The organism is Blautia sp. HA9023, assembly GCF_056504095.1.
Window position 1 is genome coordinate 273139 of record NZ_JBWLUR010000006.1, and the last position, 17762, is coordinate 290900.

General features: G+C 46.0%; 19 protein-coding genes and 1 riboswitch. Of the genes, 7 read left to right on the top strand and 12 right to left on the bottom strand.

The window, feature by feature from the left end; all coding sequences use genetic code 11:
- Nucleotides 1-8 precede the first annotated feature (8 nt).
- From AC04Q6_RS05380 to AC04Q6_RS05410, 7 genes are all read right to left on the bottom strand, one after another.
- Nucleotides 9-926 carry a nucleotidyltransferase family protein gene (locus tag AC04Q6_RS05380; protein WP_118061878.1) on the bottom strand — a complete coding sequence of 306 codons (918 nt, stop codon included), beginning with the start codon at nucleotides 924-926 and terminating at the stop codon, nucleotides 9-11.
- A gap of 57 nt (nucleotides 927-983) precedes the next feature.
- Nucleotides 984-2060: a peptide chain release factor 1 gene (gene prfA / locus AC04Q6_RS05385; protein WP_021976368.1), complete on the bottom strand. Its 1077-nt coding sequence runs from the start codon at nucleotides 2058-2060 to the stop codon at nucleotides 984-986.
- Between the two features lie 39 nt (nucleotides 2061-2099).
- Nucleotides 2100-2975 carry a peptide chain release factor N(5)-glutamine methyltransferase gene (gene prmC / locus AC04Q6_RS05390; protein WP_021976367.1) on the bottom strand — a complete coding sequence of 292 codons (876 nt, stop codon included), beginning with the start codon at nucleotides 2973-2975 and terminating at the stop codon, nucleotides 2100-2102.
- Complete coding sequence (locus AC04Q6_RS05395; RefSeq protein WP_178745842.1) at nucleotides 2962-3960, bottom strand: DUF1385 domain-containing protein; 999 nt, start codon at nucleotides 3958-3960, stop codon at nucleotides 2962-2964. The genes prmC and AC04Q6_RS05395 overlap by 14 nt, the downstream gene beginning before the upstream one ends.
- A 94-nt stretch (nucleotides 3961-4054) precedes the next feature.
- The gene (gene rpmE, locus AC04Q6_RS05400) at nucleotides 4055-4258 is read right to left on the bottom strand and encodes a 50S ribosomal protein L31 (RefSeq protein ID WP_015526151.1); all 204 of its coding nucleotides are present in this window, start codon (nucleotides 4256-4258) and stop codon (nucleotides 4055-4057) included.
- 106 nt (nucleotides 4259-4364) lie between these two features.
- The gene (gene rho / locus AC04Q6_RS05405) at nucleotides 4365-5963 is read right to left on the bottom strand and encodes a transcription termination factor Rho (protein WP_021976365.1); all 1599 of its coding nucleotides are present in this window, start codon (nucleotides 5961-5963) and stop codon (nucleotides 4365-4367) included.
- A 277-nt stretch (nucleotides 5964-6240) separates the two neighbouring features.
- Nucleotides 6241-7227, bottom strand: a complete 987-nt coding sequence (locus AC04Q6_RS05410; protein ID WP_244096068.1) for an anthrax toxin lethal factor-related metalloendopeptidase — start codon at nucleotides 7225-7227, stop codon at nucleotides 6241-6243.
- 167 nt (nucleotides 7228-7394) lie between these two features.
- Nucleotides 7395-7484, bottom strand: a riboswitch (cyclic di-GMP riboswitch).
- 140 nt (nucleotides 7485-7624) lie between these two features.
- Here AC04Q6_RS05410 and AC04Q6_RS05415 point away from each other — a divergent pair.
- The 7 genes from AC04Q6_RS05415 to AC04Q6_RS05445 are packed head-to-tail and all read left to right on the top strand — an operon-like array spanning nucleotide 7625 to nucleotide 12509.
- Nucleotides 7625-8548 (top strand): transglutaminase-like domain-containing protein, encoded by a 924-nt coding sequence (locus AC04Q6_RS05415; protein WP_021976363.1) that lies wholly within the window; start codon nucleotides 7625-7627, stop codon nucleotides 8546-8548.
- 30 nt (nucleotides 8549-8578) lie between these two features.
- The gene (locus AC04Q6_RS05420; RefSeq protein WP_021976362.1) at nucleotides 8579-9622 is read left to right on the top strand and encodes a type II secretion system F family protein; all 1044 of its coding nucleotides are present in this window, start codon (nucleotides 8579-8581) and stop codon (nucleotides 9620-9622) included.
- A gap of 12 nt (nucleotides 9623-9634) precedes the next feature.
- Nucleotides 9635-9991, top strand: a complete 357-nt coding sequence (locus tag AC04Q6_RS05425; protein ID WP_118061877.1) for a hypothetical protein — start codon at nucleotides 9635-9637, stop codon at nucleotides 9989-9991.
- Nucleotides 9988-10512, top strand: a complete 525-nt coding sequence (locus AC04Q6_RS05430; RefSeq protein ID WP_476389570.1) for a DUF4860 domain-containing protein — start codon at nucleotides 9988-9990, stop codon at nucleotides 10510-10512. Before AC04Q6_RS05425 ends, AC04Q6_RS05430 begins: the two co-directional genes overlap by 4 nt.
- Complete coding sequence (locus AC04Q6_RS05435; protein WP_021976359.1) at nucleotides 10509-10961, top strand: hypothetical protein; 453 nt, start codon at nucleotides 10509-10511, stop codon at nucleotides 10959-10961. Before AC04Q6_RS05430 ends, AC04Q6_RS05435 begins: the two co-directional genes overlap by 4 nt.
- A complete protein-coding gene (locus AC04Q6_RS05440) occupies nucleotides 10958-11443 on the top strand; it encodes a hypothetical protein (RefSeq protein WP_417028659.1) in 486 nt (161 codons plus the stop codon). The genes AC04Q6_RS05435 and AC04Q6_RS05440 overlap by 4 nt, the downstream gene beginning before the upstream one ends.
- A gap of 4 nt (nucleotides 11444-11447) precedes the next feature.
- Complete coding sequence (locus AC04Q6_RS05445) at nucleotides 11448-12509, top strand: type IV pilus twitching motility protein PilT (RefSeq protein WP_118168793.1); 1062 nt, start codon at nucleotides 11448-11450, stop codon at nucleotides 12507-12509.
- Between the two features lie 74 nt (nucleotides 12510-12583).
- Here AC04Q6_RS05445 and AC04Q6_RS05450 read toward each other — a convergent pair whose 3' ends face one another.
- The 5 genes from AC04Q6_RS05450 to AC04Q6_RS05470 all read right to left on the bottom strand — a co-directional run bounded on the left by AC04Q6_RS05450 (nucleotide 12584) and on the right by AC04Q6_RS05470 (nucleotide 17625).
- Nucleotides 12584-13084 (bottom strand): small multi-drug export protein, encoded by a 501-nt coding sequence (locus AC04Q6_RS05450; RefSeq protein WP_177290384.1) that lies wholly within the window; start codon nucleotides 13082-13084, stop codon nucleotides 12584-12586.
- Nucleotides 13085-13100: 16 nt separating this feature from the next.
- Complete coding sequence (gene hisC / locus AC04Q6_RS05455) at nucleotides 13101-14159, bottom strand: histidinol-phosphate transaminase (protein ID WP_021976355.1); 1059 nt, start codon at nucleotides 14157-14159, stop codon at nucleotides 13101-13103.
- 195 nt (nucleotides 14160-14354) lie between these two features.
- On the bottom strand, nucleotides 14355-15530 hold the full coding sequence (locus AC04Q6_RS05460) for an NAD(P)-dependent malic enzyme (RefSeq protein ID WP_015526165.1): 1176 nt from the start codon (nucleotides 15528-15530) through the stop codon (nucleotides 14355-14357).
- A gap of 56 nt (nucleotides 15531-15586) precedes the next feature.
- Nucleotides 15587-16762, bottom strand: a complete 1176-nt coding sequence (locus tag AC04Q6_RS05465) for an Ldh family oxidoreductase (RefSeq protein ID WP_417028662.1) — start codon at nucleotides 16760-16762, stop codon at nucleotides 15587-15589.
- A gap of 128 nt (nucleotides 16763-16890) precedes the next feature.
- Nucleotides 16891-17625 carry a FadR/GntR family transcriptional regulator gene (locus AC04Q6_RS05470; RefSeq protein WP_118070577.1) on the bottom strand — a complete coding sequence of 245 codons (735 nt, stop codon included), beginning with the start codon at nucleotides 17623-17625 and terminating at the stop codon, nucleotides 16891-16893.
- Nucleotides 17626-17762 lie beyond the last annotated feature (137 nt).

Here is a 17762-nt window from a genome sequence, read left to right on the forward strand (position 1 = left end):
CTCCTTTATTACTGATACAGTCCTTCCGGATAAACGCCGTCATCTGTAAGTTTTTTGAATGCAGCCTGTACAGATGCCTTATCTTCCTGATAAGTAACACCAAACCACTCGTCCTTTGTCTCAAGAACGTCAACTGCTGCTTTCCCGGAATGGATCAGCTGGTCGATAAGCTCTGGAAGAAGATACTCTTTCTTGATGTCTCCCTCTTTGATCCCACCAAGGAACTCAATGAAACCTTTCTCAAGGATTTCCATAAATTCCGGTGTCAGTCCCCACATATTCATGGAAACAAGGCTCTTGGTATCCAGCGCTTCTGCTGTACCATCGTCATTTCTTGTCTCTGCGCCGTCTGCTGTCTTGAAGATGTTATGTGTCTCTGTAACGCCGACAAGCTTGCCGTCCTCAATATGGCACACACCTCTTGTAACGCTTCCGTTGTCGCTTAATGTATTTCCAAGGCGGAAACCTGCCATGCAGATGTGCATCGGGCCATCCTGCGGATGATCCTGTACCAGATAGTCGTGAACTTTTACGTAGGCCTCTTTTCCATAGTAGTCATCTGCATTGATAACAGCGAATGGCTCGGAAAGGACTTTCTTTGCTGCCAGTACGGCATGTCCGGTTCCCCATGGCTTGGTACGGTCTGCCGGTTTCCGGAAATCTCCCGGAAGATCATCGATCTCCTGGAATGCATAAGCAACCTCTGTAATCTTGGAGATACGGTCTCCGATCACTCTTTTGAACTCATCCTCAAGGTCTTTACGGATAATAAATACAACCTTGTTGAATCCTGCCTCCAGTGCATCATGAATGGAATAGTCCATAATGATCTCACCCTTCGGTCCTACCGGTGCAAGCTGCTTGATTCCTTTTCCAAAACGGCTGCCAATTCCGGCTGCCATGATTACCAGTGCTGTCTTTTTCATGTTTCGTTTCCTCCTGATTTATTATAGTTTTTTGAACTCTATCTCTGTAATTAACGATTACTCCTGTTCATTGAGCTTGGTCAGCTTCACTGCCTGGTCTGCCGCGATCAGGCTGTCGATGATCTCATCCAGATCTCCGTTAAGGATATTCTCAAGGCGATGAAGGGTCAGTTTGATCCTGTGGTCCGTCACACGTCCCTGCGGGAAGTTGTAGGTACGGATCTTCTCGGAACGGTCACCGGTACCGATCTGGCTTCTTCTTGCCTCTGCCTCAGCGTCATGCTGCTTGGCAAGTTCCATCTCATACAGACGGGAACGGAGCACGCGAAGTGCCTTGTCCTTGTTTTTGAGCTGAGATTTCTCATCCTGGCAGGAAATTACGATTCCTGTAGGGATATGGGTAAGACGTACCGCGGAGTCTGTAGTATTGACACACTGACCACCGTTTCCGGAAGCACGGAACACATCGAATTTACATTCATTGAGATCCAGATGGAAATCAATCTCTTCTGCTTCAGGCATGATGGCCACAGTACAGGTGGAAGTATGGATTCTTCCGCCGGATTCTGTCTCCGGTACTCGCTGTACACGGTGTACACCACTTTCGTATTTCAGTCTGGAATACGCACCCTCACCTTTGATCATGAAAGTAACTTCCTTGAAGCCGCCGATACCGTTCTCATTAAGGCTGAGCATCTCGGTTTTCCAGCGACGGGACTCTGCATATTTCACATACATACGATAGATCTCTGCCGCAAAGAGAGCCGCCTCATCACCGCCTGCACCTCCACGGATCTCAACGATAACGTTCTTGCTGTCATTAGGGTCTTTCGGAAGAAGAAGGATCTTCAGCTCATGCTCCAGCTCCTCCACTCTCTTTCTTGCGTCGGAAAGCTCCTCTTTCAGCATCTCACGCATCTCTTCGTCCTTCTCGCTCTCCAGCATGGAAAGACTGTCCTCGATGGTCTCTTTGTTTTTCTTGTATTCTTTATATGCGTCAACGATCGGCTGCAGGTCGCTCTGCTCTTTCATCAGCTTCTGAAAATGCGCCGGATCATCGGTTACTCCCGGTTCTCCCAGCTCATTGAGAAGCTCTTCAAAACGTACCAGCAGATCATCCAGTTTATCAAACATGTATTTCCTCCTGTTTCTGATACCTGTGAATCACAATTTTTACAAAGGCTTCTGCCCCATCACTACACGGTCAAGGCCCGGAAGATCTTTTACCACCTGAACCTTTTCAAAACCGGCATTTCTCAGCATTTCACTGACTGCCTCCCCCTGAGTGCAGCCAATCTCATACAGAAGCCATCCACCCGGCTTCAGGTATTTCCCTGCCTCTTTGGTGATCTTTCTGTAAAAATAAAGCCCATCCTCCATTCCGTCAAGAGCCTTTCTGGGGTCATGAAGACGGACTTCTTCCATTAATGTTTCAATTTCTTCTGTCGCGATATAAGGCGGGTTTGAAATAAGAATATCATATTTCCCACCCTCTTTTCCACCTTTTTCGCAAAAATACGGTGCCGAGAACAGATCACTTTCCAAAAAATCCGCCCGGTTCTCCACTTTCAGAAGGCTGGCGTTCTCTTTCGCCACCTCCAGTGCTTCCGGAGAAACGTCCACACCCGCACCACGGGCATCCTGCCGTTCCAGAAGAAGGCTTATGAGAATGCAGCCGGAGCCCGTACACATATCCAGGATCTCCGGTTTCTCCACATCCTCAAGGCATTTCAGACCTTCCTCCACCAGTGTCTCGGTGTCCTGTCTCGGGATGAGCACATTTTCGTTTACATAAAACTCATAGCCCATAAAAAAAGCCTGATGAGTCAGCTGCTGTACAGGAATATGTCCTGCCCGCCTGCCGATCAGCTCAAGATACTCTGCTGCGGTCTCATCAGACACCGGTTCATCACCATGTGCAAAATAGTATGCCCGGTTCTTTCCGGTCTTATATTCCAGAAGGAGCCAGGCATCCAGCCCGGCTTCTTCCAATCCGTTATCTTTCAGTATCGTTGTTCCTTTTTTGAGAAGTGACTCAAGAGTCTGCATGGCTTGTCTCCTTTGTCTCATAAGGGATATCCAGGTCAAATTCCTCTTTCAGATAGGCTCTCCAGTCAAAAACCGCCTCAACAGCCTTGATGGCTACTTCTGCCATATCTGCGGTTGGTTCCTTGGTGGTGAATTTCTGCATGGCAAGACCTGGTTTACTCATAATGTCCGCAAATTTACTGTCTGTTCTTCCTGCCCACTGGATGATCTCAAAAGAGATTCCCGCAACTACCGGCACCATGAGAAGTCTTCCAAACAGTCTTACCCAGTAAACCGGAACCAGCACAAACACAAAGTGCAGCACAATACTTACCAGCATGACCAGGAACAGAAAACTGGTTCCACAGCGCTTATGGAGCCTGGAACTCTTCAGCACGTTCTCCACAGTCAATGGCAGTCCGTGTTCCACACAGTTGATACATTTATGTTCCGCACCGTGATACATAAATGTTCTCTGGATATCCTTCATTCTGGAGATCAGGAACATATATCCCATAAACAGTGCCAGCTTTACAAAAGCTTCTACTACAGTAACCAGGAATTCCGAAGCCCCTACCTTGCGGATCAGACTGGCCAGTATATACGGAAGAAACATAAAAGCAGCCACAGATACTACCATAGAAACAGCTACCGTAATGTAAAGAAGCCACTTGAACTGCTTATCTTCTTTGGCTTTCTTTGCGGAACGCTCCTCTTCTGTAAGCTGCTCATTCTTCTTCGCGGTTTCTTCATCTTCCTCATCACCTGCGATCTCCGCAGAGTACATCAGGCATTTCGTACCTACCACAAGAGAATCCACAAAACTTACCACACCACGGATGATGGGCTTCTTCAGAAACGCATGGTTTCCGAAGGTACATTTATAGTCTTCTACTTTCAGCTCGATCTCCTGGTCCGGACGGCGCACTGCGATAGAATATTTGTCCTTGTGGCGCATCATGATGCCTTCCATCACGGCCTGTCCGCCAATATTCGATGATTTCATTCATTCTCTCCTGTGCAAACTGAAAAAATTTTTCAGTTAAAGAAAGGTTGAGATTTCCCAACCTCAACCTTCTCATTTCCTGTATTCGCAATAATTACTTATTCAGGCCGTATTTCTTGTTGAACTTATCGATACGTCCACGAGCCTGTGTAGCCTTCTGCTGTCCTGTGTAGAACGGATGGCATTTGGAGCAGATCTCAACGTGGATGTCCTCTTTAGTAGAACCTGTTACGAAAGTGTTTCCGCAGTTGCAGGTTACAGTTGCCTGATAGTAGTTCGGATGGATTCCTTCTCTCATGATTTTCACCTCTCTATATAATTTAATATTATTCGTATACAATTGACGAATTCCATTTTAAACAGCTTGCTAAGTATAACACAGCTTTCCTGAAAATGCAAGGACTTTATAAAAATTTCTGTTTCTTTACAGTCTGTACCAGCTCCGCATTGGTCCTGGTTCTGGCAAAGGTATTCAGAATCTGTTCTACCGCCTCATCGGACTTCATTCCGTTGAGTGCTTTTCGCATAATATAAACAGCTTCCTGCTCATCCTTGCTGAGAAGAAGATCCTCTCTTCTGGTTCCGGATTTCTGGATATCGATGGCCGGGAATACACGTTTTTCCTGTAATTTACGGTCAAGGACAAGCTCCATATTACCGGTTCCCTTGAACTCCTCGTAGATGACATCGTCCATCTTGCTTCCGGTATCCACAAGTGCCGTTGCCAGAATCGTCAGGCTTCCGCCCTCACGCATATTACGGGCTGCGCCAAAAAATCTCTTAGGCATATGAAGGGCCGCCGGATCAAGACCACCGGATAAAGTCCTTCCACTTGGCGGGATAATCAGGTTATAGGCTCTGGCAAGTCGTGTAATGGAATCCAGAAGGATGATCACATCCTGTTTATGTTCTACCAGACGACGGGCACGCTCCACAACCATCTCGGAAACTCTCTTATGATGCTCCGGAAGTTCATCAAACGTGGAATAGATCACTTCCACATTAGGTCCCTGGATTGCTTCCTTGATATCGGTAACCTCCTCCGGACGCTCATCGATCAGAAGGATAATGAGATGCATATCTTTATTATTCTTAAGGATGGACTTTGCAACGTCCTTCAGAAGGGTTGTCTTACCGGCTTTCGGCGGAGATACGATCATTCCTCTCTGTCCCTTTCCGATAGGGCTGATCAGGTCTACAATGCGCATGGCAGTTGTACCGCCTGCACGCTCCATAACCAGTCTCTCATTAGGAAAGATCGGTGTCATATCTTCAAAATTATATCTTCTCTGGCCTTCACTCGGATGGAATCCATTGATGGAGGACACGTAAAGAAGTGCACTGAATTTCTCTCCCTGGGTCTTGATCCGGATATTTCCCTGGATGATATCACCGGTCTTTAAATTAAAGCGGCGGATCTGGGAAGGCGAAACATAAATATCGTTTTCACCAGGAAGATAGTTGGCACAGCGGATAAATCCATATCCATCCGGAAGTACCTCCAGGATCCCATTGGCTTTTTCACCACTGTCCAGCTGTGTGGATTCTGAAGGAACATTGCCATTCTCCGGACGCGCTTCTGCCTCGTGGCTGCCATCACGTGTATAAGCACGTTCTTCCTGTGCCGGCCTTCTGTAATTCTCCCTGTTATATGCACTGCGGTTGTAGCTTTCTCTGTTGTTCTCTCTGCGTCCGTTTATATTTCTGTGTTCCTGATCATTCCGCTCCGTACGATACTCTTTCCGTTCCTGCTGATTTTCAGATGCTGGACGGGTTCGATATTCATTTTTTTCATTTTCCTGTACTTTCTCTTTCAGAGAATTCTCACCCGCTGTATTTCCCGGTGTTTCTTCCGTCTTCTCCTTCACCGCTTCCTTTGCGTCTTCTTCCAGCATTCTCTCGATCAGTGCCGGTTTTCTCAAAGTAGAGATTCCCTTCATCCCTCTTGCCTTTGCCAGATCTTTCAGCACTGCCAGAGACAATGATTCATATTTTTCTCTCATAAATAAATCCTCTATTCTTGCTTAATTATGATAAATTGTAATTTTATAATGGAAATCTGATGCAGTCTGACATGACCGCACTGGTATCTGAACCGTTATGAAATATGATTATGATAATAATATACACTATTTTTGAAGCAATGCAAGAAATTTTTGTCGACAATGAATCTTCCGTTACCGGAAGGAGGGGCTGGATATCTCAAGTAACGAGAATGCGATGCGCAGTTATTCAAAAAATCCCCGGGATAAACTCCCGGGGATTCGGCTGTATAACTTATTATTTCCAGATTACCTTATAAACATTCATGATCTTGTTTACCTGTGCGTCTGTAACCTTTGACAGTGCATTGGTGATTGCTTCGTATGTCTGAGGACGCTGTGCCTTCAGTACAGAAGGATTCTCTGTATACTCCAGAACGGATTCTGCGAAGTACTCAGACGCATTCTGTGTTGCATAAGCCTTTCTGACACCTGTGAATTTAGATTTCTCACTGTTATAAACAGATGCGAAAGCTGCATTCTTATCTACATTACCAGCGATAAATGCAAGATAATGGCCAAGCTCATGGTAGATCGTATCATCCTCCACTTTAAGAGTGATCGTTCTTGATCTTCCATCAAAATATCCGGCGTAGGAAACGCTTGGATCAACAATGACGGTAAATCCCATCTTTGTAAATGCATTTAATACTCTGCTGTCCATCTGAGGTGCAATAGATGCTACATTGCTGACTGTGTATTTCTCTTTTTTAGCAGTTGTACTTCCTGCAGTAGTAGCATTCACAGTTGTAGATGCCGCTGCAACAACTGTTGTAGTTGTCTGCACTGTAGTGGTAACCTTCTGTGTCTGTACTACATTTTTAGATTTTTTGGTGTATTTCCGGCTTGTATCTGTCTGTACGGTTGTTGTTGTCTTTATGGTTGTAGTCTGATTTTTCTTGGTTGTCTTGTTTGTAGTTTTCTTGGTTGTCGGAAGTTTCTTGGTATAAGTCTTCGTAGCTGCTGCTTTTAACTTGATGTTCTTCTTGGTTGTCTTGCTGCTCTTGGTTGTCTTGGTTGTAACCTTCGGCTGTGAAGCAAGCGGTGTATCATCATCTTCAATCGTCTGCTCGACTACCGGATCTGTGTAATTCGGCAGTTCCGGCACCTGTGAGTCCTGCCATACCATTGCAAAGCTTCCTGCTGTGATCAGTGCAGCAGCTGCAATACATCCAGCTGCGATCTTCTTTTTCATAAAGAAATTTTTAAGGTTCATTTTTTTCATACTTTTCACACCTTTCTGAAAACGGACGTTCCGACCGTCATCCATATTCGGTGGCCGCAGAATTTACTGCATCAAAAAAACCGCTTATTTTAAATAAACGGCCGCGTCAACACATAAATCCTTTTCACCTGGATGCTGTCTGATTACGTCACTAAATCGGAATTTAATGCGGCAACCGGCTGTCATAGTCTTTCAATTGTGACCTTAGACCCTTGGCTTTGCGTCCCTGCTTTTCAACAGGTTTGCCTTTTATATGTATAGTATATGTTTTTTCTTTCGAAATGTCAACATTTTACTCCCTGTTCTCTCTGCTTGTTCTGTCTTTTTTTTTCATAATCTGCTATACTGTTATCTGTAAAAAAAGAAAAAAACATTATATGACAGGAGAACGGCAAATATGTCAAAAACTTTATCTGCCCGTCTCTTTTTTGTACTGCTGCTTTTCGGAACTGTGTTTTTTCTGACTGGCTGCGGGAATTCCGGAAGTTCCGGTGACAAGCCTCCGTCTTACTCACCAGCCCGTGTTCTCACTCCGGAGGCACCCGGTAAACAGACACTGGGAAGTTCCCCTCTGATCCTGGATATTTCCAATCAGGACCAGGGTTATATGACTGCCAGCTCCGACTCAGGAGATTCCCGTATGAATATACAGCTTACTTCCCCGTCCGGTGTCCTTTACTCCTATTTTCTGGAGCCGGAGGAACAGGCTGTTATTCCCTTTTCGGAAGGCTCCGGAGATTATTCCATTACCTGTTACCAGCAGGTAGACGGAAGCCAGTATGCCGCACTTTATGCAGAAACTCTTACTGTAAAACTTCAAAATGAGTTTCTTCCATTTCTGTATCCCAACCAGTATGTGGATTTTTCCGTCAAAAGTGAAGCCTGTACTCTGGCACAGTCACTGGTCAAAGATGGTATGAACGATGTGGAAATCCTGAAAGCTTTTTATACATATGTCACAGAACATATCACCTACGATTACGATAAGGCAGATTCTGTAGAGGCCGGATATCTTCCTGATGTAGACGAAACCCTTCAGTCAGGCACCGGCATCTGCTTTGATTATGCAGCACTGACTGCGGCAATGCTTCGAAGTCAGGATATTCCCTGCAAACTTGAGATTGGCTATTCCGGCGACATCAAGCATGCCTGGATCGATGTCTACATCCAGAACAAAGGCTGGGTAACAAAAGCAATCTCCTTTGACGGAGATACATGGAAACTTATGGACCCAACCTTTGATGCCAACAGCAACGGCAATGAAGCGATCCAGGAATATATCGGAGACGAAAGCAACTACACGGTACAGTATACACACTGACCAACCACCCGCAAAAAAGGAGACTTTATTATGAAATCTAAACTGACAGCCCGGGAATTATCCAATTTCTGCGGGCAGATGGGAATACTGCTGCATTCCGGCATATCAACAACAGAAGGACTCCATATCCTCTGTGAAGAAAGCAAAACCGACACAGATCGTGAGATTCTGAAGCCACTTATCAATTCCATGGAAAAAAACGGTTCTCTTTCCCAGGCTCTTGAGGATTCCGGCTGTTTTCCAAAAGCTATGACCGCCTATATAAAAACAGGCGAAGAAACCGGTTGTCTGGATGAGATCATGACAAGCCTCTCCCGGCATTATGATCAGGAGCAGGAAATTTCCCAGCAGATACGAAGTGCAGTCACCTATCCGCTGATCATGCTTGGAATGATGGCAGTAGTAATCCTGGTTCTTCTTGTAAAAGTTCTCCCCGTGTTCCAGCAGGTCTTTCATCAGATGGGTCTGGAAATGAACGGAATCTCACAGGGACTTTTAAATGCCGGCAATATGATCAGTCGCTATTCTGCTGTTTTTCTGATTCTTGCAGTACTTCTCATTGGCTGCATTCTTTTTTTCAGTCTCACAGAAAAAGGTCATGCCAAACTTCGAAAATTGGTCACACATCTTCCTGTTTTTTGTGAGATTCCTGTTGCCATGGATTACAGCCGTCTGGCGCAGGGACTGTCTCTGGGGCTTCGAAGCGGTCTTTCTCCGGAAACCAGTCTTGAGCTTACAGAAGCAATGCTCACACAACCGGAAATTCTTGAGAAGCTCCGAAAAACTTCCGAACTTCTGAACAACGGGGAAGCTTTTTCAAAGGCTCTGACAGAGTCCGAACTGTTCAGTGGCATGGAGGGACGTCTGATCAGTATTTCCTTCTACTCCGGAACCAGTGACGAAACTTTTCGCAGGCTGTCTCAGCAGTACACAGAAAAATCCATAGATCTGATCTCTCAGGCAGTATCTGTTGTGGAACCAACTATTGTGATCCTGCTTTCCCTGCTTGTAGGACTTGTCCTGCTTTCCGTAATGATGCCGCTTCTGGGAATCCTTTCAGATTTTGCGATATAAGGTGGTGACAACATGGAACTTTTTGAAAGTCGACGAAAAAAAATTTTCCGGGGGCTTCTGCTTCTTTTTCCTGTATTTCTTCTGATATTTGCCTGTATTCTGTTTGTAGCGGGCGTCAGTCATACATCCGGCCAGGCTCTCGTGAAAGAACAGGATGCTCTGGAACAGGCATTAAAGAACAGTGCTGTCCGCAGCTACGCCATGACCGGTGAATATCCTGAAGATCTTGCACAGCTCCTTAATGATTACCATATCACCTATGACAAAAACCGATTTATCGTAGAATATATCCCCAACGGTTCCAATCTCCTGCCTTCTATCAGCGTTATTGCGCGTCCTGGCAGTTCGAAAGGAGGCGCTTCTTCATGAAACTGAAAAAAAATACCGGCCATTCCATATCCTCTCTTTTTTCACTCCTTCTGTTCGGTGTTTTTGCGCTGTTTCTTATGCTGATGCTGTTGTTCTCCGCAAGAGTTTACCAGCAGACTGTAAAACAGACGGATTCCGATTCCGGGCTTGGGACTGCCATCACCTATCTGACGACCAAATTCCGGCAGCATGACAAGGCCGACGGGATTTTCTCAGGTTCCCTGGATGATATCCCTGCACTTTGTTTTCGGGACACACTGAAGGGAAAAGATTATATTACCTATATTTATCTGAAAGATGGAAATCTTACAGAACTTTTCACCGTTGCGGATTCTCAGGCAAGCGCATCAGCCGGTACTTCCATTTCTCAGCTTTCGGATTTTCAGGCAGAAAACCTGGATAATGGTTTTTACCGCATTTCCCTGAAAAGTGCAACCGGAATCTCTGCACACTTTCTGCTGCACAGCACAGCCGAATCTTCCGTTACCGGTACAGATGCAGGCAAAAAGGAGGCATCATGAAGAAATCACAGCATAATTCCAGTACCAGTCTTTTTCTTATGGAAATGATCCTGGCGCTTTTATTTCTTTCTCTCTGCTCGGCTGCCTGCATTCAGATTTTTGCGGCAGCCCGTAAAAACCGTATACAGGCAGAACAGTGGAATCAGATTCAGGCACTCACCACTTCTGTGGGAGAAGCACTGGAAGGCAGCAATGGATCTCCCAAACAGCTTCTTGCTCTTCTTCCGGATGGCACACAGACCGACAACAGCCTGATCTGGTATTACGACCATTCCTGGCAGAACTGTTCCAGAGATGAGGCAGATTACGAAATGGTTTTCGTTTTGTCCACAACCTCCTCTGAAAAATCCGGAGAGCTTTCCTTCCGCAATATCCCGGAAAATACTTTGCTTTATCAGATCACCTTAAATTTTCCTGACTGTGGCAACGGAAAGGAGGAAATCCATTGAAACAAAAACATACTTTTTTCGTAACAATAGGAATTCCTTCGCTGTTTCTGATCTTTTCCGTACTTTGCCTCTGTGTACTGGCTTTGCTTACTCTTTCCAGTTCACGGACCAGTTTAACAACAGCCAGACATTCCATGGAACAGACAGAGAAATATTATTCAGCCTGCAGTGAGGCTACCGAGCGTGTAGCCGATATCCGCAGTACACTGGCCGGATATTTGGCATCCGCAGAAGATAAAGCGGAATATTTTTCCCAGGTGAAGACTTTTGCAGATACGCAACAGGATCTTGTCTGGAATTCCTCTGATCACACCCTGTCTTTTTCCACGAAATTTGCCGACAGTCAGCAGCTTTCGGTGATACTTGAGATTTTTTATCCAGGAAAGACCGAAACCTCCGTATTGAAGATCCTTCAGTGGAGCACAGAATCTAATGGCACCTGGAATCCTGACAATCATCAAAATCTATTTAAAGGAGAGTGAACAAATGGATACTCCAATTCCTGAATTTCTTGCAGAAGCTGCCAATAAACGGGTCTCCGATATTTTTATCATCGCAGGCCGTCCTCTGGCCGAAAAAATTGATGGCCACCTTTTCAGCAGTGGTGACCGATTGATGCCAGCCGAAACGGAAGCACTTCTGCGCACCATCTATACACTTGCGGAAAACCGTGATATATCCCGGCTTCTGGAAACCGGTGACGATGACTTTTCGTTTTCCATTCCCGGCGTCTCCCGTTTCCGTGTCAACGCTTATAAACAGCGTGGTTCCCTGGCTGCCGTGATCCGTGTGATCGCCTTCCGGCTGCCGGATCCTGCAGAGCTTTCCATTCCGGAAGATGTGATGAGTGTTTCTGATTATACACGCGGCATGGTCCTTGTCACCGGTTCTGCCGGAAGCGGTAAATCTACCACTATGGCCTGCCTCATTGACCGGATTAACCACACCCGGGAAGGCCACATTATTACCCTGGAAGATCCTCTGGAATATCTTCACCGCCATGACCGCTGCATTGTCAGCCAGCGAGAGATCTGCACCGACACCGAGAGTTACTTGACTTCTCTTCGTGCCACCCTCCGCCAGAGCCCCGATGTAATCCTTCTGGGTGAGATGCGTGATTATGAAACCATACAGACCGCCATGACTGCCGCAGAAACCGGCCATCTGGTTCTTTCCAGTCTGCATACTCTGGGCGCTGCCAACACCATCGAGCGTATCATGGATGTCTTTGAACCTTCCCAGCAGCGTCAGATCGCTATCCAGCTTTCCATGGTCCTTCAGGCGGTTATTTCCCAGCAGCTGATCCCGGATGTGGACGGCCGCAACATTCCTGTTTTTGAGATCATGCGCCTGACACCTGCCATCCGAAATATGATCCGTGACAACAAAGTCCACCAGATCGAAGGCGTAATCTCCACTTCCAGCCAGGATCAGATGCGTTCCATGGACCAGAGTCTTCTGGAATTATACAAAAAAGGCCGTATCACTAAGGATACCGCCATGAGCTATGCAATGAATCCGGATATGCTGAAACGCCGGCTTATGTAATAATACCTGAAAATACAAAATCCCTCATCACCGCCAGACTTCATGACAGTGATGAGGGATCTTATTTTGCTTAATCAGTGCACTACATTTCCTACAATTCCATAAGAAACAATATACATGATCACACTTGCCATAAAAAGTCCGCACAGGATCGCAATGGAGGATTTTTTGATATCCACCTCAAGAAGAGAGGCGATCAGTGCACCTGTCCAGGCGCCGGTGCCAGGAAGGGGGATTCCCACAAACAGCAGAAGTCCCAGAAATTCATAGCGTTTGATCTGATCACTTTTTCCCATGGCTCTGTTTTCCATTTTTATGATCAGACCTCTGAACAGTTTTGTTTTTTTCATCCATTTAAAGATCTGCCGGATAAAAAGCAGGATAAACGGAATCGGGATAATGTTTCCCACGATACAGATCGGCAGTGCTTTTGCCGCTGAGATCTTCAGCAGAGAGGCTGCCAGAAGACCGCCTCGAAGCTCCAGGATCGGGATCATGGAAATGATGAACACAGCTCCCTCAGGAGAGATAAACTGTGAGAGATGGTTTGAAAACCACTGTACCAGTACTTCCATAGTACCTCCTTAATATTTATTTCTGCAGATATTCCTTCAGGAATTCCACCAGTTTTTTCATCTCCTTATCGGTACCGATGGTGATGCGGAGATGATTGTCGATTCTGTCCTTCGGGAAATATCTCACATAGATATGTTTCTCCCTGAGTGCTCCGAAGAGCTTTTTTGCCGGACAGCTCTCATGTGTGGCAAAGATGAAGTTCGCCTTGGAATCCTGGAAAGAAAATCCCAGTTTCTTAAGCTCTGTCTTTGTCCACTCTCTTGTTGTAATGATCTTATTACAACACTCTTCAAAATATGCCTGATCTTTCATAGATGCCACACCGGCCGCAATGGTGGTACGGTCCATGGTGTAGGAGTTGAAGGAATATTTCACATCATTGAGATATTTGATCAGTTCCGGATTTCCGAAGGCATAACCGATACGCATGCCCGCCAGAGATCTGGATTTGGAAAAGGTCTGCACAACAAGAAGATTGTCATATTTCTCGATCAGCGGCAGTGCGGAAGTGGCTCCGAAATCCACATAAGCCTCATCTACGATCACAATGCTCTCCGGATTTTTTGCTACGATCTCCTCGATCTCGGAAAGAGGCATTTCCACACCGGTAGGTGCATTGGGGTTCGGGAATACGATTCCGCCGTTTTCGCGGAAATAATCTTCTTTCCGGATATGGAACTCTTCATCCAGTGCCGGACGCTCATAAGGGATCCGGAAAAGATCGGCCCATACATCATAGAAAGAATAGGTGATATCCGGGAACAGGATGGGTTTCTCTGAATTAAAAAATGTCAGGAAACACATTGCCAGTACATCATCAGATCCAACGCCTGTAAATACCTGCTCGTCCTTCAGCCCGTAAAACGCAGCAATGCTGTGTACCAGGTCTCCGGCTGTCGGGTCCGGATAAAGTCTCAGAGTGTCGGTATCAAGGGCTTTCAGTGCCTTCTCCACACCCGGGGCCGGTGAATATGGATTCTCGTTTGTATTCAGTTTGATCATACCGCTCTCGTTTGGCTGCTCGCCAGGAGTATACGGCACTACTTTTCGTATATTAGCTTCCCATGGTTTCATGCTGTGCTTGACCTCCTATCATATTCTTTTGCTATTGTACTCACTGGAAGGACATTTGTCAAAGGGTAATACCACCTGTCAGATGCAAAAAGACACCCGTACCGGGTTACAGGGTACGGGTGTCTGATTTATTTTCTTAACTTATGAAGGGCTGTTCTGGTCTGTATCGGACGGATATCCGTGCTGTATCTGTAATCAGATACGTGCTACGCCTGTTGCTTTTGCTGCCTCTGCTACTGCTTTGGCTACAGCCGGTCCGACTCTCTTGTCGAATGCCTTCGGAATGATATACTCCGGAGAAAGCTCCTCGTCTGTGATCAGATCTGCAAGAGCCTTGGAAGCTGCGATCTTCATCTCATCGTTGATATCGCTTGCTCTTACGTCAAATGCACCACGGAAGATTCCAGGGAATGCAAGAACGTTGTTGATCTGGTTCGGGAAGTCACTTCTTCCTGTGGAGATAACCTTAGCTCCGCCTGCTTTTGCGTCATCCGGGAAGATCTCCGGTGTCGGGTTCGCGCATGCGAAGATGATGGCATCTTTGTTCATGGTCTTAACCATCTCTGTTGTAACTGCTCCAGGAGCGGAAACACCGATAAATACATCAGCGCCAACCAGCATCTCTGCAAGAGATCCCTGTTTCTTCTGAAGGTTTGTGAGCTTGCTCATCTCTTCCTTAACCGGGTTCATTCCTTCTGTACGTCCCTCATAGATGGCACCCTTTCTATCGCAGAGTGTAACATCCTTGAAGCCTGCTTTCAGAAGAAGTCTGCAGATAGAGATAGCAGCTGCACCTGCACCGTTCATAACGATACGAACATCCTCTTTCTTCTTTCCGACAACCTTCAGAGCGTTTGTCAGACCTGCAAGTGTGATAACTGCAGTTCCGTGCTGATCATCGTGGAAGATCGGAATATCACATTTCTCTTTCAGTTTTTTCTCGATCTCAAAGCATCTCGGAGCGGAGATATCCTCAAGGTTAACACCACCGAAGGATCCGGAGATCATGTAAATAGTATTTACGATCTCGTCTACATCATGGCTCTTAATGCAAAGCGGGAATGCGTCTACATCGCCGAATGCCTTGAACAGTACACATTTACCTTCCATTACAGGCATACCTGCTTCCGGTCCGATGTCACCAAGACCAAGAACTGCGGAACCGTCTGTTACAACAAGACACATATTCCATCTTCTTGTAAGCTCGTAGGATTTATTGATATCTTTCTGGATCTCAAGGCAAGGCTGAGCTACACCTGGTGTATATGCAAGAGAAAGGTCGTCTTTATTCTCAACCGGCACTCTTGTAACAACCTCGATCTTACCTTTCCAATCTCCGTGCAGTCTTAATGACTCTTTTGCATAATCCATTTTCTTTTCCTCCTTGGATAATTATGATATATTTCATTTCAAAAGGATTACCTGAATTAATAATTACCATTGAAGAATTTACTGTCCTTCGGAAGCTCATAGCCTTCAAAATAAGAGCCAAAATCAAGCTTCAGATAACTACAGAGATCAGCAAGCTCTACCATGGTATTGTCGTTGACCGGAATGCCATTCTCTTTTCTGTCTTTTTCAGCAGCTACCTCTTTCTCGCCGTGTGTATAGATCCTGTCCTGACCGTCTGCCTTCGGGCTCTCCCGAAGTGCCTCAAGGTATTCTGAAAAATGCTTGCGGATCGCATCCGGATCTCCGAATGCCGCCGGGTTGATCGCCATAAATCCATGGCAGATACCGGTCTTATCCGGGAATGTACAGCACTTGTCGGAGGTAACGCCCATGGAAAGAATAGAGCTGAACAGCTCACAGAGCATTCCATAGCCATATCCCTTATGGCTTCCGCTGACTTCCTCGTTTCCGCCGAGAGGCATGATCCCGCCGCCCTTCTTGGCTACGATGTTTGCAAGTACATCCGGTGCATTATTGCTGGCATGACCGTTTTTGTCAAGTGCCCAGCCATCCGGAAGAGGCTTGCCCATCTTATTATACATTTCCAGTTTACCTCTGGTTACAACTGTCGTAGAACAGTCAAAGAAAAACGGATACGGATCTGCAGGCATAGAAACTGCGATCGGGTTGGAGCCCAGCATAGCCTTTCTTCCGAAGGTCGGTACCATGATCGCCTCGGAGTTGGTGCATGCCATTCCAAGAAGTCCTTCATGGCAGGCCATGTTCGCATAATATCCTGCAATACCGAAATGGTTGGAATTTCGTACACTTACGATTCCCACACCAGTTGTCTTCGCCTTCTCAATTGCCTTTTCCATGGCAAAATGGCTGATCAGCTGGCCCATTCCATTATGTCCGTCTATCACAGCTGAAATCGGTGTCTCAAAAACAACTTCCGGTTTCGCCTGGGGATGGATCGTCCCCTTCTCGATTCCTTTATGGTAACGAACCATTCTCTGCATTCCGTGGCTCTCGATTCCATATAAATCAGCAGTCAGAAGAACATCTTTAATAATGTTTCCCTCTTCCTCAGAAAAGCCAAACGCTTTGAAAACGTCTCCGCAGAAACGGTTCAGTGTGTCATAACTCCATTTTACATATCCCATAATCGTAAGTCCTTTCTCCTGATATTTCCGGCAGGTTACTGCCATAATACCAAACTTTTTTGGTATTACCAATACAGTCCCTATTATAGCACTTGGTCTTACCAAAATCAATAGTGGTCTTACCAGATCAACGGGATTTTTACTGAAATTTTATTTAATTTTTGTCAGGTGGATCAGCGATGAAATACAAGGCTGTTCTCACCTTGCTGCTGTGCAATCTCAATTATATATTTCTCAATGGTTTCCATATGTTCGCGCATCAGCTTCTCCGCCTGGTTCCGGTCTCCGGAAATAATGGCTTCCACCAGTCTTCTGTGCTGGTCATCCACCTCAAGAGCGGAATTATGTTTCTGCATAATATAGGCTCGAGTACCGGAAATGATCTCCTCTGTCAGCTGTGCTGCCGCATCCAGAACATTATAGATCATAGGATTTCCTGCGATCCTGCCGATCTTCGTATGAAGCTTCTTATCAAGACCTGCACGAGCTTTCTCATCCTCTGCGCTCTCCAGCTGTGCCAGAATGGAACGCAGATCTAATGCGTCCTTCTCCGTACAATTCCCGGCTGCAAGAAGAGCAGCCTCCTGCTCCAGCGCAGAACGAAGCTCCTGCACCTGCTGTACATGGCTGTTATTCAGCTGAAAAAGAAGGGCCAGTGGGGCAGAAAGCCACTGATCCATATTCTCGGTGATATAGTTGGCTCCGCCGCGGACCGTTGTGACAATTCCCATCAGCTCCAGTGCCCGCAGGACTTCACGGACAGCAGGTCTGGAAACTCCCAGTGATTCTGCCATAACACGTTCCGCAGGTAAAGTGTCCCCCGGCTTCAGTTCTCCCCGCCGGATATTTTCTATGATCTGCGCTAATATTCCGTCAAATGCTCGTTCTTCTGTAATCTTTGTAAACATGCTCGTCCGTTTCGGCCGCCTTCCTTTATTATTGTGTTGTCTTTAAAAGTCCCGGAATGTATTAATATCTGTGCAATTTGACTATCTACGCACCTTCTTTTGGGACTTTTATGGTAAATATTATACTGTAATTTACC